General features: G+C 66.9%; 16 protein-coding genes. 6 read left to right on the top strand and 10 right to left on the bottom strand.

Annotated elements, in window-relative coordinates:
* Positions 1 to 116 precede the first annotated feature (116 nt).
* Positions 117 to 320, bottom strand: a complete 204-nt coding sequence (locus CP958_RS19850) for a ribbon-helix-helix protein, CopG family (protein WP_096704202.1) — start codon at positions 318 to 320, stop codon at positions 117 to 119.
* Positions 321 to 415: 95 nt separating this feature from the next.
* On the opposite strand from CP958_RS19850, the gene CP958_RS19845 reads away from it, so the two are divergent.
* Positions 416 to 2,530, top strand: coding sequence for a PBP1A family penicillin-binding protein (locus tag CP958_RS19845; RefSeq protein ID WP_096704201.1), 2,115 nt, complete (start codon positions 416 to 418; stop codon positions 2,528 to 2,530).
* A 19-nt stretch (positions 2,531 to 2,549) separates the two neighbouring features.
* Here the strand turns inward: CP958_RS19845 and CP958_RS19840 are convergent, their stop codons facing one another.
* The gene (locus CP958_RS19840; RefSeq protein WP_096703921.1) at positions 2,550 to 3,347 is read right to left on the bottom strand and encodes an undecaprenyl-diphosphate phosphatase; all 798 of its coding nucleotides are present in this window, start codon (positions 3,345 to 3,347) and stop codon (positions 2,550 to 2,552) included.
* A gap of 245 nt (positions 3,348 to 3,592) precedes the next feature.
* Between CP958_RS19840 and CP958_RS19835 the strand changes: the two genes are divergently transcribed.
* The 3 genes from CP958_RS19835 (at position 3,593) to CP958_RS19825 (ending at position 10,155) form a co-directional block, all read left to right on the top strand.
* A complete protein-coding gene (locus tag CP958_RS19835) occupies positions 3,593 to 5,008 on the top strand; it encodes an NAD(P)-dependent oxidoreductase (RefSeq protein ID WP_096703920.1) in 1,416 nt (471 codons plus the stop codon).
* A 135-nt stretch (positions 5,009 to 5,143) separates the two neighbouring features.
* On the top strand, positions 5,144 to 9,658 hold the full coding sequence (gltB, locus tag CP958_RS19830; protein WP_096703919.1) for a glutamate synthase large subunit: 4,515 nt from the start codon (positions 5,144 to 5,146) through the stop codon (positions 9,656 to 9,658).
* Between the two features lie 134 nt (positions 9,659 to 9,792).
* Positions 9,793 to 10,155 carry a hypothetical protein gene (locus CP958_RS19825; protein ID WP_096703918.1) on the top strand — a complete coding sequence of 121 codons (363 nt, stop codon included), beginning with the start codon at positions 9,793 to 9,795 and terminating at the stop codon, positions 10,153 to 10,155.
* Here CP958_RS19825 and gyrB read toward each other — a convergent pair.
* From gyrB to mutM, 8 genes are all read right to left on the bottom strand, one after another.
* Entirely contained in the window at positions 10,152 to 12,602 is a 2,451-nt protein-coding gene (gene gyrB / locus CP958_RS19820) for a DNA topoisomerase (ATP-hydrolyzing) subunit B (RefSeq protein ID WP_096703917.1), read from the bottom strand. The genes CP958_RS19825 and gyrB overlap by 4 nt on opposite strands.
* Entirely contained in the window at positions 12,602 to 13,783 is a 1,182-nt protein-coding gene (recF, locus tag CP958_RS19815) for a DNA replication/repair protein RecF (protein WP_096703916.1), read from the bottom strand. The genes gyrB and recF overlap by 1 nt, the downstream gene beginning before the upstream one ends.
* Positions 13,780 to 14,898 (bottom strand): DNA polymerase III subunit beta, encoded by a 1,119-nt coding sequence (gene dnaN, locus CP958_RS19810; RefSeq protein ID WP_096703915.1) that lies wholly within the window; start codon positions 14,896 to 14,898, stop codon positions 13,780 to 13,782. Before dnaN ends, recF begins: the two co-directional genes overlap by 4 nt.
* A 106-nt stretch (positions 14,899 to 15,004) precedes the next feature.
* Positions 15,005 to 16,453 (bottom strand): chromosomal replication initiator protein DnaA, encoded by a 1,449-nt coding sequence (gene dnaA, locus CP958_RS19805; protein ID WP_096703914.1) that lies wholly within the window; start codon positions 16,451 to 16,453, stop codon positions 15,005 to 15,007.
* Positions 16,454 to 16,956: 503 nt separating this feature from the next.
* A complete protein-coding gene (rpsT, locus tag CP958_RS19800) occupies positions 16,957 to 17,229 on the bottom strand; it encodes a 30S ribosomal protein S20 (protein ID WP_096703913.1) in 273 nt (90 codons plus the stop codon).
* Between the two features lie 115 nt (positions 17,230 to 17,344).
* On the bottom strand, positions 17,345 to 18,121 hold the full coding sequence (locus CP958_RS19795) for an enoyl-CoA hydratase (protein WP_096703912.1): 777 nt from the start codon (positions 18,119 to 18,121) through the stop codon (positions 17,345 to 17,347).
* A 38-nt stretch (positions 18,122 to 18,159) separates the two neighbouring features.
* The gene (locus CP958_RS19790; protein WP_242443009.1) at positions 18,160 to 18,486 is read right to left on the bottom strand and encodes a hypothetical protein; all 327 of its coding nucleotides are present in this window, start codon (positions 18,484 to 18,486) and stop codon (positions 18,160 to 18,162) included.
* Positions 18,487 to 18,534: 48 nt separating this feature from the next.
* A complete protein-coding gene (gene mutM, locus CP958_RS19785; RefSeq protein ID WP_096703910.1) occupies positions 18,535 to 19,374 on the bottom strand; it encodes a bifunctional DNA-formamidopyrimidine glycosylase/DNA-(apurinic or apyrimidinic site) lyase in 840 nt (279 codons plus the stop codon).
* 83 nt (positions 19,375 to 19,457) lie between these two features.
* On the opposite strand from mutM, the gene ubiE reads away from it, so the two are divergent.
* Entirely contained in the window at positions 19,458 to 20,216 is a 759-nt protein-coding gene (gene ubiE / locus CP958_RS19780; RefSeq protein ID WP_096703909.1) for a bifunctional demethylmenaquinone methyltransferase/2-methoxy-6-polyprenyl-1,4-benzoquinol methylase UbiE, read from the top strand.
* 91 nt (positions 20,217 to 20,307) lie between these two features.
* Positions 20,308 to 21,849: a 2-polyprenylphenol 6-hydroxylase gene (gene ubiB, locus CP958_RS19775; protein ID WP_096703908.1), complete on the top strand. Its 1,542-nt coding sequence runs from the start codon at positions 20,308 to 20,310 to the stop codon at positions 21,847 to 21,849.
* Positions 21,850 to 22,094 lie beyond the last annotated feature (245 nt).

The raw sequence follows: 22,094 nt of genomic DNA, 5'->3' as shown, positions 1-22,094 counted from the left end.
CGCTGCGGCGGGGACGGCGGGCGAGTGATCCCTAATTTGGCCGCAATTGCGGCCCACAAACGAAAACGCCGCCCGGTCCGGGCGGCGTTTTGCGTTGGGGGACGATGCCGATGGCGTTATTCGTTGACCGCGGCCTTCAGCACGGCACGGGCTTCGTGCTCGTCGATCTGGTGCACGTCGGAGAGATGGGTTTCCCAGTTCTCGACGTATTCCTTGACCGCGACGGCCAGGCATTCCCCCACCGTCTGCCCGGTCTCGGCGGCCAGCGCCTCGAGGCGCAGCTTCAGTTCGGGCGGGACGGCAATCGACAGGGTTTCCATGGTTCGGTCCTCGTTGAACATTCCGCTGGGACTCTACATCCAATGAACGGATGTTGCCAGTTCCGAGCGGCCCCCGCCTCGTGGTAGAAGGCGCCATGGCAGTTCCTCCCTCGCGCCCCAAGGGCGCCGGCAACCCCTTCAAGCTCTCCATCGACCCCGCCGACCGGCTGTTGCCCAGCGGCAGCGGCGGATCGGGCGGCCACGAGCCGCCGCCGTCTTTCCCCAAGAAGGCGCGCCAGCCCAAGGAACCGCGCAAGCCCCGGGCGCCGAAAAAGAGTGGCGGCGGCGGCGGCCGGAAATGGGTGAAGCGCCTGCTGCTGTGGGGCCTGACGCTGGCCATCTGGGCCGGTATCGGCCTGGGCGGCGTGGTGGCCTATTACGCCCTGGACCTGCCCGACATCGACCGCATGACCGCCCAGACCCGGCGGCCCAGCGCGGTGTTCCAGTCGGTGGAGGGCGAGGTCTTCGCCGCCTATGGCGACCTCTACGGCGAACCGCTGGACCTCGGCGAGATGTCGCCCTTCATCGCCCAGGCGGTGCTGGCCACCGAGGACCGCCGCTTCTACAGCCATTGGGGCGTCGACCCCATCGGCCTGGCGCGCGCCCTGTTCGTCAACCTGCGGGCCGGGCACACGGTGCAGGGCGGCTCGACCATCACCCAGCAATTGGCCAAGAACCTGTTCCTCACCCCCGACCGCACCATGAAGCGCAAGGTGCAGGAGGTACTGATGGCGCTGTGGCTGGAAAAGCGCTTTTCCAAGGAGCAGATCCTCGGGCTCTACCTCAACCGGGTCTATCTGGGCTCGGGCACCTTCGGGGTGGACGCCGCCGCCAAGCGCTATTTCGACGTCTCGGCCCGCAAGGTCGACGTCTATCAGGCCGCCGTCCTGGCCGGCCTGCTGAAGGCACCGTCGCGCTATTCGCCCTTGAACGACCCCGAGGCGTCGCGCAAGCGCACCGCCGACGTGTTGGACAACATGGTCAAGGCCGGCTACATCGACCAGAAGACCGCCGACACCGTCCAGGTGACCGGCGCCGCCCAACTGGTGCGCCGCCCCATCCCCGCCGGGCGCTATTTCGCCGACTGGGTGATGGGCAATCTGGACCAGTTCGGCGAGGTGGCCGGCAAGGACATCATCGTCCACACCACGCTCGACATCAGCCTGCAGCGCAAGGTGGAGGCCGATCTCAAGGCCATGATCACCGGCCCCGGCGCCAAGGCCCACGCCACCCAGGGTGCCGTGGTGGTGATGAGCCCGGACGGCGCCGTCCGGGCGCTGACCGGCGGCAAGGATTACGACGACAGCCAGTTCAACCGCGCCACCCAGGGACTGCGCCAACCCGGTTCATCGTTCAAGCCCTTCGTCTACCTGACCGCCATGGAGATGGGCCACACCCCCGACGACATCTTCGAAGACAAGCCCGTCCGCCTGGGCAACTGGAGCCCCGGCAATTACACCGGCAAGTATCTCGGCCCCATCCCGCTGCGCCAGGCCCTGGCCGAATCGGTCAATACCGTCGCCGTGCGGCTGGTGGAGGAAGTGGGTCCCGCCCGGGTGATCGCCACGGCGCGGCGCCTAGGCATCACCTCGGACCTCAGGAACGACGCCACCCTGGCTCTGGGCACCAGCGAGGTGTCGCTGCTGGAGATGACCACCGCCTATGCCGCCCTGGCCAATGGCGGCTTCGGGGTCGGCGCCTTCGGCGTCTCCCACATCACCGACCCCGCCGGCAAGGTGCTCTATCAGCGCCAGGGCGGCGGCTTTGGTCAGGTGGTGTCGCCGGTGGCACTGTCGCGCATGCACGACATGATGGGCGCCGTCATCACCCAAGGCTCGGGCAAGGCCGCCCGGCTGGATCGCCCGGCGGCGGGCAAGACCGGCACCACCCAGGACTACCGCGACGCCTGGTTCATGGGCTTCACCGCCGATTACGTGGCCGGCGTGTGGATGGGCAACGACGATTACCGCATCGAGATGAAGAAGGTCACCGGCGGCGGTCTGCCCGCCCAGTTGTGGAAGCAGGTGATGGTGGCCGCCCATCGCGGCCTGCCCGCCCGGCCCTTGCGCACCCCGGAGGTTCCCGCCGAGCCCGGCGCGGCCGAAAGCGTCGGAGACTTCGTGGCCGGCGCCGCCCAGGCGGCCGGCGACGCGGCGCGCGGCATCGGCGGCGCCATCGACGACCTGCTCAAGGGGATTTTCGGACGGTAGGCTTGTTCATAGACACGGATCAGCCGAAGAACACCAGCCCCAGAACCGCCAGCCCGAAGCCGATACGGACCACGGCGAAGGGGGTGAAGGTGTTGCGCTCCACCCAGGCCATCATGCCCGCCAGCCCCAGCAGCGAGGCCAGTCCGGCGACGGCGGCCGCCATCAGCAGGTCGGCGGACAGCACCAGATGAGACTGGTGGGCCAGCCCCCAGAAGGTCTTGATGCCGTGTCCCAGCACCAGCGGCATGGCCAGCAGCATGGAAAAGCGCACGGCCGCCTGACGTTCCCAGCCCAGCAGACGGGCGGCGGTGATGATGATTCCGGTACGCGACACGCCGGGCACCAGGGATAGAATCTGCAGGACGCCCAGGCCGACGGCGCTGAAAAAACCCATGTGCTCCACCCGGCGCACCGTGACGCCCAGCTTGTCGCAGCCCCACAGCAGCACCCCGCCGACGATGAGAATGACGGCCGCGCCTGTCTGCCCCACCAGGGAGTGGGAGCGCTCCAATAGCAGCCAGCCGGCGATGGCGGCGGGAATGGTCCCGGCCAGCACGTGCAGCAGAAGATGCGAGCCGTAATCGGGCTTGCCCTTGGCCAGCCGCCACAGGCCGACGCTCATGGCCAGCACGTCGCGCCAGAAATAGATCATCAGGGCCAGCAGGGTGCCGGCATGGGCCGCCACCGACAGCGCCGCCCGTCCCTCGGACGTGGCGGCCAGATTGGGCAGCGCCGCCAGATAACCAGCAGCACCGAGAGGCAACACCTCTCCCAGCCCCTGAATCAGGGCCACGACCAGGACTTCCAGGAACGTCACTTGGGTGCCCCCCGTAAACGGCTGCCCTCTTATAGCACCGAGCCCGACGAGTCGGAAGGGAATCGGAAAGGACCGGAATGGGACTATATATCCAGCCAACACCCCAGCCTTATGTGGACAAATTCAACCAAAGCCAGTCCAGCCCATATTTACGTCAGCATAGCTTACCCATTCGTGCGATTTCCGTTGATTGGTCACGCTTTCTGACGTATTTTTTCGCCGCCCCCAGGGTTCGAGGATTCGCCATGCCCCGCAAGATGCTGCAGTTCACCCACCTCCATCAGCGCCAGCCCGACAAGCGCGGCGCCGCCGAACGCCGCAAGGATTTCGGCGAGATCAGCACCGCCTTCACGGCTCCGGCGGCCGGCGAGCAGGCCTCGCGCTGCGAGCAGTGCGGCATCCCCTTCTGCTCCATCCACTGCCCGCTGGGCAACAACGTCCCCGACTGGCTGATGCTGGTGGCGGGGGACCGGATGGAGGAGGCCTATGCCGTTTCCTCGGCCACCAACACCTTCCCCGAGATTTGCGGCCGCATCTGCCCCCAGGACCGCCTGTGCGAGGGCAATTGCGTCCTGGAGCAATCCCTTCACGGCAACGTCACCATCGGCGCGGTGGAGAAGCACATCACCGAAACCGCCTTCGCCGAGGGCTGGGTCAAGCCGGTGCTGCCCGGCGCCGAATCGGGGCGCTCGGTGGGCGTCGTCGGCGGCGGTCCCGCCGGTCTGGCGGCGGCCGAGGCACTGCGCCGCAAGGGCCATGCCGTCACCGTCTATGACCGCCACGACCGCATGGGCGGCCTGCTGATCTACGGCATTCCCGGCTTCAAGCTGGAAAAGTACGTGGTGGAGCGCCGCATCCGCCTGCTGGCCGAATCGGGCATCGTGTTCGAGACCGGCGTGGAGATCGGCAAGACCGTCTCCTTCGCCGAGTTGCGTTCCCGCCACGACGCGGTGCTGATCGCCACCGGTGTTTATAAGGCCAAGCCGCTGGGCATCACCGGCTCGGACCTGCCCGGCGTGCACGCCGCGCTGGACTACCTGATCGCCCAGAACCGCCGCGATCTGGGCGAGACGGTGGGTGACCTGAACGCCAAGGGCAAGAACGTGGTGGTCATCGGCGGCGGCGACACCGCCATGGACTGCGTGCGCACCGCCATCCGTCAGGGCGCCAAGTCGGTGAAGTGCCTCTATCGCCGGGACCGGGCCAACATGCCCGGCTCCAAGCGCGAGGTGGCCCATGCCGAGGAGGAAGGCGTCGAGTTCGTGTGGATGGCCGCCCCCGAAGCCATCGCCGGCGCCAAGCAGGCCGAGGGCGTCAAGGCCGTGCGCATGCATCTGGGCATGCCCGACGCCTCGGGCCGTCAGAGCCCGGTGGTGATCGAGGGCTCGGGCTTCACGCTGCCCGCCGACATGGTCATCGCGGCGCTCGGCTTCGATCCCGAGGACGTGCCCGTCCTGTTCGGCGCCCCCGATCTCAAGGTCTCCAAATGGGGCACCGTCGAGACCGATGCCGGCCTGATGACCAGCCTGGACGGCGTGTTCGGCGCCGGCGACATCGTGCGCGGCGCCTCGCTGGTGGTCTGGGCCATCAAGGACGGCCGCGACGCCGCCGAGTCCATCCACCGCTATGTCAGTGCCAAGTCCGCCCAGGCGGCCGAGTAGATCAGGATTAACCACGAAGGCACGAAGGCGCGAAGGATTAAGAAGAAAGAATTTCCTCCTCTTTTCTTCGTGTCTTCGTGCCTTCGTGGTGAAAACACCGCTTGGGACAGGCCCACCGGGGCCAAGGAGAACACCATGTCCGATTTCGTCTCCCAATACCTCGCCAACCAGGAGATCCTGGAATCCGCCGGCATCGACACCCGCCCGCATGACGCCTGCGGCGTCGGCATGGTGGCGGCGCTGGACGGCAAGCCCCGGCGCGACGTGGTGGAAGCCGGCATCCAGGCGCTGTCGGTGCTGTTCCATCGCGGCGCGGTGGACGCCGACGGCAAGACCGGCGACGGTGCCGGCATCCACGTTGAAATCCCCCAGGATTTCTTCAAGGAGCACGTGGCCAATTCCGGGCACGCGGTGGCCGCCGGACGGCTGGCCGTCGGCATGGTGTTCCTGCCCAAGACCGATCTGGGCGCCCAGGAAAGCTGCCGCTGCATCGTCGAGACCGAAATCCTGAACTTCGGCTATTCCATTTACGGCTGGCGTCAGGTGCCGGTGGACGTGTCGATCATCGGCGAGAAGGCCAACGCCACCCGGCCCGAGATCGAGCAGATCATGATCGCCAACACGCTGGGCACCAGCGAGGAGCGGTTCGAGGCCGACCTGTTCGTCATCCGCCGCCGCATCGAGAAGCGGGTGCTGGGCAGCCACATCAACGACTTCTACATCTGCTCGCTGTCGTGCCGCTCCATCATCTACAAGGGCATGTTCCTGGCCGAGCAGTTGACCAGCTTCTATCCCGATCTGCTGGACAAGCGCTTCGTGTCGCGCTTCGCCATCTATCACCAGCGCTATTCCACCAACACCTTCCCCACCTGGCGTCTGGCCCAGCCGTTCCGCATGCTCGCCCATAACGGCGAGATCAACACGCTGACCGGCAACATCAACTGGATGAAGGCCCACGAGCCGCGCATGGAACACGAGGTGTTCGGGCAAGCCATGGACGACTTGAAGCCCATCGTCCAGCCGGGCGGCTCGGATTCGGCCGCGCTCGACAACGTCTTCGAGGTGATGTGCCGCGCCGGGCGCCCGGCGCCGCTGGTCAAGCAGATGCTGATCCCCGAGAGCCTGGGGTCCAACGCCCTGATGCCCGAGGCGCATCGCACCTTCTTCGGCTATTGCAACTCGGTGATCGAGCCGTGGGACGGCCCCGCCGCCATCTGCGCCACCGACGGCCAGTGGGCGGTGGCGGGCGTCGACCGCAATGGGCTCCGCCCCATGCGCTTCACCATCACCCGAACCGGCCTGCTGATCCTCGGCTCCGAGACCGGCATGGTAAAGGTCAAGGATTGCGACGTGGTGGAAAAGGGCCGCGTCGGACCGGGCCAAAGCATCGCCATCGACCTGGACGCCGGCAAGTTCTACCGCGACGCGGAGATCAAGGACCTGCTGTCCTCGCGCCGCAACTACTCGGCCTGGGTCAAGCGCATCACCGAACTGGACTCCCTGGTCAAGACCGGGGCGCCCGAACCGGCGGAACTCTCCTCGGATGAATTGCGCCGCCGTCAGGCGGCCTATGGTATGACCATGGAAGACATGGAGCTGATCCTCCACCCCATGGTCGAGGACGCCAAGGAAGCCATCGGCTCCATGGGCGACGATACGCCGCTGGCGGTGCTGTCGGCCGGCTATCGCGGCCTGCACCACTTCTTCAAGCAGAACTTCAGTCAGGTGACCAATCCGCCCATCGACAGCTTGCGCGAATCAAGGGTGATGAGCCTGCGCACCCGTCTCGGCAACCTGGGCAACATCCTCGACGAGGATGAGAGCCAGTGCGACCTGCTGCAACTGGAAAGCCCGGTGCTGTCCAACGCCGAGTTCGCCGCCATGCGCAAGTACATGGGCGAGGCGGCGGCCTCCATCGACTGCACCTTCGACCCCAAGGGTGGGGTCGAGGCGCTCCGCGATGCCCTGGCCCGCGTGCGGCGCGAATCGGAAGAGGCGGTCAGGGGCGGCTGTACCCATCTGATCCTCACCGACGAGGGCATCGGCGAAACCCGCGCCGCCATCCCCATGATCCTGGCGGCCGGTGGTGTGCACTCCCATCTGGTGCGCCTGTCCTTGCGCACCTGGACCTCGCTCAACGTGCGCTCGGGCGAGTGCCTGGACGTGCACTACTTCGCCGTGCTGATCGGCGTGGGCGCCACCACGGTCAACGCCTATCTGGCCCAGGAGGCCATCGCCGACCGCCAGCGCCGGGGCCTGTTCGGCTCCATGGCGCTCGAGGAATGCGTGCGGCGCTACAAGTACGCCCTGGACCAGGGTCTTTTGAAGATCATGGCCAAGATGGGCATCTCCATCGTCAGTTCCTATCGCGGCGGCTACAATTTCGAGGCGGTGGGCCTGTCGCGCACCCTGGTGGCCGAGTTCTTCCCCGGCATGACCAGCCGCATCTCCGGCATCGGTCTGGCCGGCATCCAGAAGAAGAGCGTCGAGCAGCACGCCACCGGCTTTGCCGGCCCGGCCCCTGCCCTGCCCATCGGCGGCTTCTACCGCATGCGGCGCGGCTCCGAGGCCCATTCCTTCGACGGCAGCCTGATCCACCTGCTGCAGATGGCGGTAGCCAGCGATTCCTACGCCACCTACAAGAAGTACTCGGACGGCATGCGGAGGCTTCCGCCCATCACCATCCGCGACCTCCTCGACCTGAAGCCGGCCGGTGCCCCGGTCAGCCTGGACGAGGTGGAAAGCATCACCGAGATCAGGAAGCGCTTCCTGACCCCCGGCATGAGCCTGGGGGCGCTGTCGCCCGAGGCCCACGGCACGCTGAACATCGCCATGAACCGCATCGGCGCCAAGTCGGTGTCGGGCGAGGGCGGCGAGGACCGCGAGCGCTATCGCCCGCGCCCCAACGGCGACAACGCCAATTCGGCGGTCAAGCAGATCGCCTCGGGCCGCTTCGGCGTCACCGCCGAATACCTGAACATGTGCCGCGAGATCGAGATCAAGGTGGCCCAGGGCGCCAAGCCCGGCGAGGGCGGCCAGTTGCCCGGCTTCAAGGTGACGGTGGAGATCGCCAAGCTGCGCCACGCCACGCCGGGCGTCATGCTGATCAGCCCGCCGCCCCACCACGACATCTATTCCATCGAAGACCTGGCCCAGTTGATCTACGACCTGAAGCAGATCAACCCGCACGCCCGCGTCACGGTGAAGCTGGTGTCGCGCTCCGGCATCGGCACGGTGGCGGCCGGCGTCGCCAAGGCCAAGGCCGATACCATCCTGGTCTCCGGCCATGTGGGCGGCACCGGCGCGTCGCCTCAGACCTCCATCAAGTTCGCCGGGCTGCCCTGGGAACTGGGCCTGTCCGAGGCCCATCAGGTGCTGACGCTCAACCGCCTGCGCCACCGCGTCAAGCTGCGCACCGACGGCGGCCTGAAGACCGGCCGCGACATCGTCATCGCCGCCATGCTGGGCGCCGAGGAATTCGGCATCGGCACCTCGTCCCTGGTGGCCATGGGCTGCATCATGGTCCGTCAGTGCCACTCCAACACCTGCCCGGTGGGGGTGTGCACCCAGGACCTGTCCTTGCGCGAGAAGTTCACCGGTTCGCCGGAGAAGGTGGTCAACCTGTTCAGCTTCATCGCCGAGGAGGTGCGCGAAATCCTCGCCTCCTTGGGTGTGCGCTCGCTGTCCGAGATCATCGGCCGCGCCGACATGCTGCATCAGGTCAGCCGGGGCGCCAGCCATCTGGACGACCTGGACCTGAACCCGCTGCTGGCCCAGGCCGACACCGGCGGCTTCCCCCGCTATTGCGTCGAGGACAAGACCCAGGAGGTCCCCGAGACCCTGGACGCCCAGATGATCATCGACGCCAAGCCCGCCCTGGAAGATGGCGAGAAGATGCAGTTGGACTACAACGTGCGCAACGTCCAGCGCGCCATCGGCACCAAGCTCAGCCACAAGATTTTCAAGCGCCACGGCATGACGGGCCTCGAGCCCGGTCACGTCACCGTGCGGTTGCGCGGCTCGGCGGGCCAAAGCCTCGGCGCCTTCGCGGTGCAGGGCCTGACGCTGGAAGTGTTCGGCGATTCCAACGACTACGTGGGCAAGGGCCTGTCGGGCGGCACCATCATCGTGCGGCCGCCGGTGGCCTCGGCGCTGAAGAGCAACCAGAACACCATCATCGGCAACACCGTGCTGTACGGCGCCACGGCGGGCAAGCTGTTCGCCGCCGGCCAGGCGGGCGAGCGCTTCGCCGTCCGCAATTCGGGCGCCGAGACGGTGATCGAGGGCTGCGGCTCCAACGGCTGCGAGTACATGACCGGCGGCACCGCCGTGATCCTGGGACCGGTGGGCGCCAACTTCGCCGCCGGCATGACCGGCGGCATGGCCTTCGTCTACGATTCCGACGAAAGCTTCGCGCGGCGGGTCAACCCGGAAAGCGTCATCTGGCAACGGCCCGAGACGCCCCATTGGGAAGGTGTGCTGAAGGCCCTGGTGCAGGAGCACGCCGCCGTCACCGGCTCGGCCTGGGCGGAATCCCTGCTGGCCGACTGGGACCGCGAGCTGCCCCGCTTCTGGCAGGTGGTGCCGAAGGAAATGCTGTCCCGCCTTACCCATCCGGTAGGCCGCGACCGCATGGCCGCCGCGGAATAGCCTGAAGTATAAAGCCGCTACGCCGGAGGGGAGTCCCCCCTCCTCCGGGGTAGCGGCACGGCTACCCGTTTACCCCCATCAACATTGCGGCCTTCCCGAGGCACTCTTAACAAAGGGTAAATTCGGGGGCGAAGATGATCGCCATTTGGGACGCGCGTTTCTCGGTGGGTAATGTCCAGGCCGATGCCGAGCATCGGCAGGTGATCAGCATCCTCAACGAGATCGACGTCGCCCGCTCGGTGGGAGCGCCGCCCGAAGTGGTGGAACAGGCCCTGGAAACCCTGGTCCGGACCATCGTCATCCATTTCGCCCATGACGAAGCCCCGCGCAGCGACCACATGGCCATTATCGCCTCGGCCCGCCGCCTGCTGGATTCGTGGAGAAACGGCACTCCCGGCGCGCTGGAACGCCGCGTGCTGGTCAACCTGGCCCGGCGCTGGATCAACCACATGGGGCGGCGCGAAAGCGCCCCCCCCTCCCAGCGTATGGCCGGTTAAACGTCCAGGTTCGAGACCTTCAGCGCGTTGGTCTGGATGAAGTCGCGGCGGGGTTCGACCACGTCGCCCATCAGGGTGGAGAACACCTGTTCGGCGTCGTCGGCCTGGGCAACCTTGACCTGCAGCAGCGAACGCACCTGCGGGTCCAGGGTGGTTTCCCATAGCTGTTCGGGATTCATCTCGCCCAGGCCCTTATAGCGCTGGATGGCGATGCCGCGGCGGCCCTGCTCCATCACGGCGGTGACCAGGGCGACCGGCCCGGCCAGGACCGTCTCGCGCTCCTTGACCACCAGGGTGGCGGCCTGATCGAAGGTTTCACGCAGGCGCGGCGCGAGGTCGTGCAGGCGCCGGGCCTCGGCCGAGCGGATCACCGCCGAATCCAGGTGATGGGTCTCGGTGACGCCGCGCAGGGTGCGGGAGAACGAGTAGCCGTCGCCTTCCACCCAGGTCCCGGTCCAGCCGCGTTCCAGTTGCGGCTCGAGGGCGTTGAGGCGCCGGGCCAGATCTTCCGCCATGGCCGGACCGCGGGCCTGATCGGTGAGCAGGGTCGAATCCAGGGCGTCGGCGATGGCCGCCTGCTCCAGGAACTTGAGCGGCAGACGCCGGGTCAGCGGGTTCAGCAGATTGCGCACCGCACGAGACTGCTCGACCAGGGCGCGCAGATCGGCGGCCGCCACCTGGGTACCGTCGGCCAGACGCAGCACGGCGTCGGACAGGCCGCCGTCGATCAGGTATTCCTCCAGCGCCCGGTCGTCCTTGAGGTAGACCTCGCTCTGCCCGCGCTTGGCGCGGTAGAGCGGCGGCTGGGCGATGTAGAGGTAGCCGCGCTCGATCAGCTGCGGCATCTGGCGATAGAAGAAGGTCAGCAGCAGGGTACGGATGTGGGAGCCGTCCACGTCCGCGTCGGTCATGATGATGATCTTGTGGTAACGCGCCTTGTCGACGTTGAAATCCTCACGCCCGATACCGGTGCCCATGGCGGCGATCAGGGTGCCGATCTCGGCCGAGGACAGCATCTTGTCGAAGCGGGCCCGCTCCACGTTGAGGATCTTGCCCTTGAGCGGCAGGATGGCCTGATTGGCGCGGTTGCGCCCCTGCTTGGCGGAGCCGCCGGCCGAATCGCCCTCGACGATGAACAGTTCGGACAGCGCCGGGTCGCGTTCCTGACAATCGGCCAGCTTGCCCGGCAGGGTGGCGATGTCGAGCACGCCCTTGCGCCGGGTCAGTTCGCGGGCCTTGCGCGCCGCCTCGCGGGCGGCGGCGGCCTCGACCACCTTGGTGACGATCTTGCGGGCCTCGGAGGGGTGCTCCTCGAACCACTCGGCCAGCTTCTCGCCCACCAGGTTCTCCACCAGGGGACGCACCTCGGAGGAAACCAGCTTTTCCTTGGCCTGGGAGGAGAACTTGGGGTCGGGCATCTTGATGGACAGCACGCAGGTCAGGCCCTCGCGCATGTCGTCGCCGGCCAGGTTGACCTTTTCCTTCTTGGCGATACCCGATTCATTGGCATAGGCGTTGACGGTTCGCGTCAGCGCGGCGCGAAAACCGGCCAGATGGGTGCCGCCGTCCTTCTGCGGCACGTTGTTGGTGAAGCACAGACAGGTCTCGTGATAGCTGTCGGTCCATTCCATGGACAGTTCCAGACGCACCACGTCGCGCTCGGCGGAGACCAGGATGGGGGCGTGCAGCGCCTCCTTGGAGCGGTCCAGCCACTGGACGAAGGCCTGGACGCCGCCCTCGTAATGCAGGGTGACGTCGCGGGGGTCGGCGTGGCGCTCGTCCTTGAGCGTCAGGGTGGCCCGCCAGTTGAGGAAGGCCAGTTCGCGCAGGCGGTGCTCCACCGTGTCGAAGTCGAACTCAGTGTGCGAGAAGGTCCCCTTGGACGGCAGGAACATCACCTGGGTGCCGGTGCGGTCGCCGGACTCGCCCACCACGGACAGCGGCGCCTCGGGCTCGCCGTGGCGGAAGCGCATGAAGTGCTCCTTGCCATGGCGCCAGATGCGCAGTTCCAGCCATTCCGAGAGCGCATTGACCACCGAGATGCCGACGCCGTGCAGGCCCGACGAAATGCGGTTGGAATTCTGCTCGAACTTGCCGCCGGCATGCAGCTTGGTCAGCGCCACCTCGGCGGCCGAGATGCCTTCCTCGGGATGGATGTCCACCGGGATGCCACGGCCGTTGTCGGTGACCAGCACCGAGCCGTCGGCGTTCAGCACCACGTCGCAGCGGTCGCCGAAGCCGTTCATGATCTCGTCGACGGCGTTGTCCACCGCCTCGTAGATCATGCGATGCAGGCCCGAGCCGTCGTCGGTGTCGCCGATATACATGCCGGGACGCTTGCGCACCGCCTCCAGACCACGCAGCACCTGGATCGAGCCGGCGCCGTATTCCTCGGCGCCGTTCGCGCTGGCGTGAGGATCGTTGGGGATCATGGGTTCGGTGCTCATCACGTCTCAACCTTATCTGGGGCGACCGTTGCGTCCGTCACCCGGAAAAACTGGGCCCTTTCCCCGAAGCCGGCGAACAGCAGCGCGTCGGTTCCGGTCATCCAGCTCTGCGCCCGAAGGCCGCACAGCTCGTCGAACAGGGCGGTGCGCCGGACGTCGTCCAGATGCGCCGCCACCTCGTCCAGCAACAGCAGCGGCGCCCGGCCGCCCGCCTGATCCTGGACCCGGCCCTGGGCCAGCACGATGGACACCAGGACCGCCTTCTGCTCGCCGGTGGAGCATTGCCCCGCCGGCAAATCCTTGGGCACGTGGCGCACCAGCAGGTCCGAACGGTGCGGACCGCAGGTGGCGGCCCCGGCCGCCTCGTCGCGCGCGCGCGCGAATCGCAGCGCGCTCTTGAACCTCTCCCCGGCCTCGTCGGGAGACGATCCCCCGGCCAGCCAGCCCTCGATCTCGCCCTCGACCGCCAGACCGGCGGCGGGAAACGGCCCCAGCCCGGCGCGGCAGGCCGCGTCCAGTCGGCGGATGCTCTCCACCCGGGCCAGCGCCACGCTGGTGCCGTGGCGGGCCATGCCCTCTTCCAGCGCCGCGATCCAGGCCGGATCGACCCTGGGACCGCCGTCGCGGGCGGCGCGCAGCAGGCGGGTGCGCTCGCGCATGGCGTGCTCGTAGGCACCCGATTCAGCGCCGTGACCGGGCACCAGCCCGAAGACCAGACGGTCGAGGAAGCGCCGCCGTCCGCTCGCCCCCTCGATGAACAGCCGGTCCATGGCCGGGGTCAGCCACAGCGCCGAAACCAATCCGGCCAGATCGCCGGGCTTGGCCGGCTTGCCGTCGATGCGCACCGAGCGGCGCTCGTGACCGGCTTCGCGCCCGGTGCCGATCTCCACCCGTCCCGCCGGTCCGTCGAGGCTGGCCGCCACGGCCCAGGGAGAGCCGGCGGGCAGGCCGTGACGGCTGATATCCGCCGCCCCGGCGCGGCGCAGGCCGCGTCCGGGAACCAGGAAGGACAGCGCCTCGAGGATGTTGGTCTTGCCGGCCCCGTTGGCGCCGGTGAGCACCACCGGCCGGGTATCCGTCTCGAGACGCAACGTCCGATAACAGCGGAAGTCGGTCAGCGACAGGCGGCGCACCGCAGGCCGCGACGCCGGGTCCGCGCCGGTCACCAGGCCGCCGATCACACCCTCATGGGCATCAGCACGTAGATGGCGCCGCCATCGGTCACTTCGCGCACCACGGTGGGCGAGGCGGCGTCGGCCATGGCGAAGCGGGCGGTGTCGCCCTCCACCTGGGCCAGGATGTCCATCAGGTAGCGCGAGTTGAAGCCGATCTCCAGGGGCGTGGAGGTGTAATCGGCCTCGATCTCCTCCACCGCGCTGCCATTCTCGGCGCTCGACGCCGACAGGGTGGCGGTGCCCTTCTCGATGGCCAGCTTGATGGCCCGGCTCTTTTCGGTGGAGATGGCCGACACGCGGTCCACGGCCTGGGCGAAGCTCTTGCAGTCGACCACCAGCACCTTGTCGTTGTCGGCGGGGATCACCCGTTCGTAATCGGGGAAGGTGCCGTCGATCAGCTTGGAGGTCAGCACGGCATCGCCGAAAGCGAACTTCAGCTTGGTCTCGGACAGCGACACGGTGATCTCGCCGTCGGTCTCGTCGATCAGCTTGCGGATCTCGGCCACGGTCTTGCGCGGCACGATCACCCCCGGCATGCCCGAAGCACCGTCCGGCAGGGTGATCTCCACCCGGGCCAGACGGTGGCCGTCGGTGGCCACGGCGCGCAGCACCTCGACGCCCTCGCTGGTGGCGGCATGCAGGTAGATGCCGTTGAGGTAGTAGCGGGTCTCTTCCGTCGAGATGGCGAAACGGGTGCGGTCGATCAGGGTCTTCAGCTCGCCGGCGGACAGCGAGAAGCTGAACGGCAGATCGCCCCCCGACAGGACCGGAAAGTCCTCGACCGGCAGGCAGGCCAGCGAGAACTTGGACCGCCCGGAGCGCAGCGTCAACTGGCCGCTCTCGGCGTCGTGCTCGATCTCCACCTGGCTGCCGTCGGGCAGCTTGCGCACGATCTCGTAGAAGGTGTGGGCCGGCGCGGTGGTGGCGCCGGGGCGCACCACGTCGGCGGGCACCGCCTCGATGATGTCGAGATCCATGTCGGTGGCGTTCAGCGACAGCTGGCCGGCGCGGCCCTCGAGCTTGACGTTGGACAGGATCGGAATGGTGGTCCGGCGTTCGACGACGCTCTGGACGTGGGCCAGCGACTTCAACAGCGCGGCGCGCTCGATGGTCAGTTTCATGGCGTTTTGCTGACTACCCATATGATTCATTACCGCCCCCCCCTGAGGCAGGGCTGGGCAGTATATCACAGGCGCCGGAGTCCAAAAGCGATTTCGGGGGTAGGGATCAGCCTTGCAGCATGCGGCGCAGCAGTTCCACGTCCTCGGCGAAATTCTGGTCGCATTCCTTCAGCTCCTCGACCTTCTTCACCGCGTGCATGACGGTGGTGTGGTCGCGGCCGCCGAATTTGCGGCCGATCTCGGGCAGCGAACGGCTGGTCAACTGCTTGGCCAGATACATGGCGATCTGGCGGGGCCGGGCCACCTGACGCGAGCGCCGGGCCGAGGACATTTCCGCCAGCTTGATGGTGAAGTGCTCGGCCACCTTCTTCTGAATCTCCTCGATGGTGATCCGGCGGTCCGAGGCACGCAGCAGGTCGTGCAGCACTTCCTGGGTGGTTTCGAGCGTGATGGTGCGGCCCACCAACTGGGAATGGGCGACCACGCGATTCAGCGCGCCTTCCAGCTCGCGGACGTTGGAGATGATCTTGTGGGCCAGGAATTCCATGACCTTCTGGGGCACGATCACCCCCATCTGCTCGGCCTTGGACTGCAGGATGCCCAGGCGCAGTTCGTAGGTGGTGGCGTGGATGTCGGCCACCAGACCGCAGGCCATGCGCGACCGCAGGCGTTCCTCGATCCCTTCCAGGTCGCTGGGCGACTTGTCGGCCGAGATGACGATCTGGCTGCCCTGGTCCACCAGGGCGTTGAAGGTGTGGAAGAACTCTTCCTGGGTGGCATCCTTGCCGGCGATGAACTGCACGTCGTCGATCATCAGCACGTCGACGGAGCGGAACTGCTCCTTGAACGACATGGTGTCCTGGCCGCGCAGCGCCCGGATGAAGCGGTACATGAACTTCTCGGCCGAGAGGTACAGCACGCTGCGCTCGGGGCTGCGCTCGCGGATGTGGTGGGCGATGGCGTGCATCAGGTGGGTCTTGCCCAGGCCGACGCCGCCATAAAGAAACAGCGGGTTGAACGATACCTGATCGGCCTCGGCCACGCGGCGTGCCGCCGCCCAGGCGAATTCGTTGGGCTTGCCCACCACGAAGTTCTTGAAGGTGAAGCGATTGTCCAGCGGGGCGCCCAGTTCGTCGATGTCGTTGCCCGGCGCGGCGGCCGGGGCGCACGGCGCGGGACGGGCAACCTCGACGGGACGGGCTTTTTCGGCGGAATGGGCTTTTTCGGCGGAATGGGCCTTCTCGGCGGCGGGGAGAGCCTTCACGGCGGCGGTGGCCGTCTTGGCGGCACTCTGGGCGACGGAGACGGCGCGGGCGGCCTCGACCACGATCTCGACATTGCGGATGGCTGGGTTCTCGGCCCCCCACAGGGTGCGGATGCGTTCGGCATAGTGGGTGTTGACCCAGTCGCGCATGAAGCGCGTCGGCAGGGCCAGCTTGACGGCGTCGTCGGTCATGCCGTGCAGGGTGATGGGCCGCAGCCAGGAGCGATAAGCGGCGTCGCCGACCTCGTCCTTCAGCCTGACCTTCACCCGATCCCACTCAGACTTTACCATTGCCGTCCCCGAATCCTTGACCCATCGTCCTGCGATGCCGTGAAACCTTGCCTCGACACCGACCTCTTTTCGCCGGCGGCGACATTATATGGTGGGGTCCCCTCCCCGCGGGCCGCGAACGCCCCGTACACATACGGCTTTGCCACCCCTGACGTTGGTCGCGCCGAGTCATACTCCGGTGTGACCAGACTGTAAATACGTCCAACCATCCATATTACAAAAAGTCATCAACGGGCTGTGATCCGCTTCACACAGTAGTGCGAAACAGAGAACAAATAAAAAAGACAAAATTCTATTGATTTCGCGGCGCCGCTTTATTGCGACCAGCGAGGTTCGCGACTCTACCGACCCGCTTGTTGACTCGCAACGTGATCGGAACGCGAACATGGAAAATTTTTTGCTTGCAATTCCAGACTCACGGATTTGCCTTGAATCACAAAAACGACAAGGGCCGCGCACAAGGCGCGGCCCTTGGAAATCGCAGGAAAATCAAACCATTGGCACTAGGCCAGCGGCTTCATATCCTTGACGCGGGCGACGAGGCGGGAAACCTTGCGCGACGCGGTATTCTTGTGCAGCACGCCGGCCTGGGCGCCCTTCATCAGCTCGGGCTGAGCCTCCTTGAGGGCGGCCTGGGCAGCGGCGGAATCGCCGCCGGAAATGGCAAGCTCGACCTTCTTGACGAAGGTGCGGATGCGGCTCACGCGGGCGCGATTGACCTCGGTGCGACGCTCGGTCTGGCGGATGCGCTTCTTAGCCGACTTATGATGGGCCATGGATCAGAACCTTGGAACACGGTTGCAAATTCGAAGGCGCGTTTATATGTCCGCGCCGGAAGGTCGTCAAGCGTTGAATCGGAGCCCGGCGGATTCACCGGGCTCCGTCGCCGTTCTACCTGTTCTTGAAAGCCGGGGCGCGCTTCTCGACGAAGGCGGCCATGCCTTCCTTCTGGTCCTCGGTGGAGAAGGTGGAATGGAACAGCCGGCGCTCGAAGGTGACGCCCTGGGCCAGCATGGTCTCGAAGGCGGCGTTGACCGATTCCTTGCACAGCATGACGATGGGGCGCGACAGGGCCGCGATCTTGGAGGCGGCCTTGACGGCCTCATCCACCAGTTCGGCCACCGGCACGATGCGGCTGACCAGCCCGGCACGCTCGGCCTCGGCGGCATCCATCATGCGGCCGGTGAGACACATCTCCATGGCCTTGGACTTGCCCACGGCCCGCGTCAGGCGCTGGGTGCCGCCGGCGCCGGGAATGGTGCCGATGGTGATCTCGGGCTGGCCGAACCTGGCGTTGTCGCCGGCGATGATGAAGTCGCACATCATGGCCATCTCGCAGCCGCCGCCCAGCGCGAAGCCGGCCACCGCCGCAACGATGGGCTTGCGGCACTTGGTGACGCGCTCCCAGCCGTCGGTGATGAAGTTGGCGAGGTAGACATCCATGTAGCCCTTCGACGCCATCTCCTTGATGTCGGCGCCGGCGGCGAAGGCCTTGTCCGAGCCGGTCAGCACCACGGCGCCGATGGAATCGTCGGCTTCGAAGGCGTCGAGCGCCTGGCCCAGCTCGCTGATCAGGGCGGCGCACAGCGCGTTCATGGCCTTGGGGCGGTTTAGCGCGATCAGGCCGACATTGCCGCGGGTCTCGACGGTGATGTTCTCGAAAGCCATGGGAATTCCTCTTCGCTAAGAGTGTCGATTGGGGTGTGTCACTCGGGGGAAATGGTGAAGCGCAGGGTCGTCCCGGCGCGGTCGTGGGACGTCTCGAGTCGCAGCACCTCGGCCTCGCGGCGGTAGAGCCGGTCGCTCTCGCGGGTCCAGCCCAACTGCGGCAGGGTGGCGGCATAGAATTTCAGGATGTCGGCGGCCTTGGCGGCGCCGTGGGCATAGGCCTCGACGATCCGCCCAGAGGGAGAATCGAAGGATACGCCCGACCCCATCGCCTCGGTCAGGCCGGGGGGCAGCGGCAGATCCTCGTAGGCGGACAGGAACGCCTCGGCCCGCGCCGAACCGGCGCCGAGCAGGAGGGTAAGCACGAAAGCGGTAGCCAGACGCCGAAAACGAGCCATGGAAAGCCTATACCATCACCCTTGACGCTTCGCACAATAGAAAGTGGAGCGGCCCGCCTGCGTAATCCGGCTGATACCGCCGCATTCCGGCGCCCCGGGACAGCCGGGACAGCTCTCGCCCTCGCGGCCGTAGACCTGGAAGGAGTGCTGGAAATACCCCAGTTCGCCGTCGGGGCGGGCGTGGTCGCGCAGGGTGGAGCCCCCCGCCGCGATGGCCTCGCGGAGCACCGCCTTGATCTCGGGAAGCAGGCGGCCCACCTCGGCCCGGCTCAGGCCTCCGGCGGGGCGCAGCGGCGAGATGCCCGAACGGAACAGGCTTTCGCACACGTAGATATTGCCCAGCCCCGCCACCACCTTCTGATCCAGCAGCACCGTCTTGATGGGCCCGCTCTTGCCCGCCAAAGCTTCGGCCAGCACGCCGGCATCGAAGGCGTCATCCAGCGGCTCGGGCCCGATGCCGGCCAGCAGCGGGTGGCTTGCCAGTTCGGAAGCATCGCACAGGGTCATCAGGCCGAAGCGGCGGGGATCGGTCAGCGTCACGCTGACGCCCTGATCGGTCACCCATTCCACGTGGTCGTGGGGACCGGGCGGAGCATTGCGCAACCCTCCGATGGTCATGCGTCCCGACATGCCGAGATGGCCCAGCATCACCAGCCCGCCGTCGAGCCGCACCACCAGATACTTGGCGCGGCGCCCGACCTTCTCCACGGTGCGGCCGGTCAGGCGCTTGGCGAAGTCCCGGGGGAACGGCAGGCGCAATCCGGCGCGCCGCGTCTCCACCGACACGAAACGGCGCCCGTCCCACACTTGGGCCAGGCCTTTTGCGACGGTTTCGACTTCGGGCAGCTCGGGCATGGCCGTCAGTATAATGGAGGCGCCGCGCCAAGTCCCCTCCCTCCTCGTGACAGCGCCGAAATTCCGCGATAAGGTGCCGCACCATGACGAACAGCCATTCCCACAACGGCGGCACCACCCATTTCGGCTTCAAGACCGTGGCCGAGGCCGAGAAGGTCTCTCTGGTCCGCGGCGTCTTCGATTCGGTGGCGTCCAAATACGACCTGATGAACGACCTGATGAGCGCCGGCGTGCATCGCCTGTGGAAGTCGGCGTTCCTCGACATGCTGCGTCCCCGCCCGGACCAGACCCTGCTGGACGTGGGCGGCGGGACCGGCGACATCGCCTTCGGCTGGAAAAAGCGGGGCGGCGGACCGGTCACCGTCTGCGACATCAACCGCGAGATGCTGGCCGTCGGGCGCGACCGCGCCGTGGACCGCAATCTGCTGGGGGGACTGACCTGGGTGTGCGGCAATGCCGAGGAATTGCCCATACCCGACCGGTCGGTCGACCGCTATACCATCGCCTTCTGCCTGCGCAACGTCACCCATTGGGACCGCGCCATCGCCGAGGCCTACCGGGTCCTGAAACCGGGCGGGCGCTTCATGTGCCTGGAATTCTCCCGCGTCATCGTACCGGGATTGCGCGAGGCCTATGACGCCTACTCCTTCAACGTGCTGCCCAAGGTGGGCGGCATGGTCACCGGCAATGCCGAGGCCTATCAGTATCTGGTGGAAAGCATCCGCAAGTTCCCGCCCCAGGAGGAGATGGCCGCCATGGTCGAGGCCGCCGGCTTCGCCCGTGTCGAGGTGCGCAACCTGTCGGCGGGCATCGCCGCCATCCATTCGGGCTGGCGGCTCTGATGCCGGCGAACTTCATTTTCGCCGGCATCCTTGCCGCCATTGAGGCGGCGGCCAAGCGCCCACACGGGCGCGCCCGGCGAGGGGCGCATAAATGATCCGTTCCGTCCGCAATCTCAACCGCCTGCTGACCATCGGCCGCGTCCTGGCCCGCCACGACGCCCTGTTCCTGCTGGAAGACTACCTGCCCATCGCGCGCTTCGGCTCGAAGCTGCTGCGCGGCGGCCGCTCGCCGGTCAGTACCGGCCGTCCGGGCCTGCGGCTGGCCGCCGCCCTGGCCGAACTGGGACCGTCCTTCATCAAGCTGGGCCAGGCGCTGTCTACCCGCGCCGACCTGCTGGGCGAGGAAATGGCCGCCGACCTGTCGGGGCTGCAGGACGAATTGCCGCCGTTCCCGCCCGCGGAGGCGCGGCGCATCGTCGAGGAGGAACTGGGCGGGCCGCTGTCCGATTTCTATTCCACCTTCGACGACGCACCGGTGGCGGCGGCCTCCATCGCCCAGGTGCATTTCGCCACCACGCGCGAAGGCCGCGAAGTGGCGGTCAAGGTGCTGCGTCCCGGCGTCGAGGCCAAGTTCCACCGCGACATCGACCTCTTGTATTGGCTGGCCGAGTGGGCGGAGCTGACCATTCCCCGCATCCGCCGCCTCAAGCCGGTGGAGACGGTCAAGACCTTCGAGGAATCCGTCACCCTCGAGATGGATCTGCGCTTCGAGGCGGCCGCCGCCTCCGAACTGGCCGAGAACTTCCGCGGCGACGACAATTTCAAGGTCCCCGAGGTGGACTGGCTGCGCACCGGCAAGCGCCTGCTGACCCTGGAGCGCGTCTCGGGCATTCCGGTGGACGAGACCGACCGCCTGCGGGCCGCCGGCATCGATCCCGTCGACGTGCTGGCCAAGGCCGCCGAGGCCATGTTCAACCAGGTGTTCCGTGACGGCTTCTTCCACGCCGACATGCATCCGGGCAATCTGTTCATCGGTGAGAACGGCACCCTGATCGCCATGGATTTCGGCATCATGGGGCGCGTCGACAAGCGCACCCGGCGTTTCCTGGGCGAGATGCTGCTGGGCTTCCTGTCGGGCGACTACCGCAAGGTGGCCGAGGTGCATTTCGCTGCCGGCTACGTGCCCGCCGACCAGTCCCTGGATACCTTCACCCAGGCCTGCCGCTCCATCGCCGAACCCATCCTGGGCCGCCCGCTGCACGAGATTTCCATCGCCAAGCTGCTGGGCCAGCTGTTCCAGGTCACCGAGACCTTCGCCATGGAAACCCAGCCGCAATTGCTGCTGCTGCAAAAGAGCATGCTGGTGGCCGAGGGCGTCGGGCGCATCCTCGACCCCAACATCAACATGTGGCATCTGGCCCAACCGCTGATCGAGGGTTGGATGCGCGAGAATCTCGGCCCCGAGGCCCGGGTGCGGGAAACGGTGACCAGCGTGGTCGGCTCGCTCGAACGCCTGCCCCGCCTGCTGGCCGAGACCGAGAAGACCTATTCCATGCTGGTCAACCACGGCCTCAAGCTGCATCCCGACACGGTAAAGACCATCTTCGCCGACCAGGGCCGCATCCGCCGCCCCTCGTCCCTGATAGCCTGGGTCATCGCCGCCGCCCTGGCCGTGGCGCTGTATCTGAAATAGCTCGGGCCAAATCCCACGGCAAATGAAACATCCGGCCTTCCGGCGGATGCTTGTTCGTTGATTTCCTTGGGAAAGCGTTGGAGCGGGTGAAGGGAATCGAACCCTCGTCGTAAGCTTGGGAAGCCGTCCAGAGCCCCCAGCGGTTCCAGGCAGTTCGCGCCAGTCAACTGTTTTTGTTGATATTATTGGTTCGCCTGAGTTCGTAAAAGTTCCCTAAAGTTCGCTCTTCGTGGTCCAAATTGGTC

It is taken from the genome of Magnetospirillum sp. 15-1 (assembly GCF_900184795.1).
Classification (GTDB): domain Bacteria; phylum Pseudomonadota; class Alphaproteobacteria; order Rhodospirillales; family Magnetospirillaceae; genus Phaeospirillum.
Note: the sequence above shows the minus strand (reverse complement) of the source record. Positions and strands in the feature narration are given on the sequence as shown.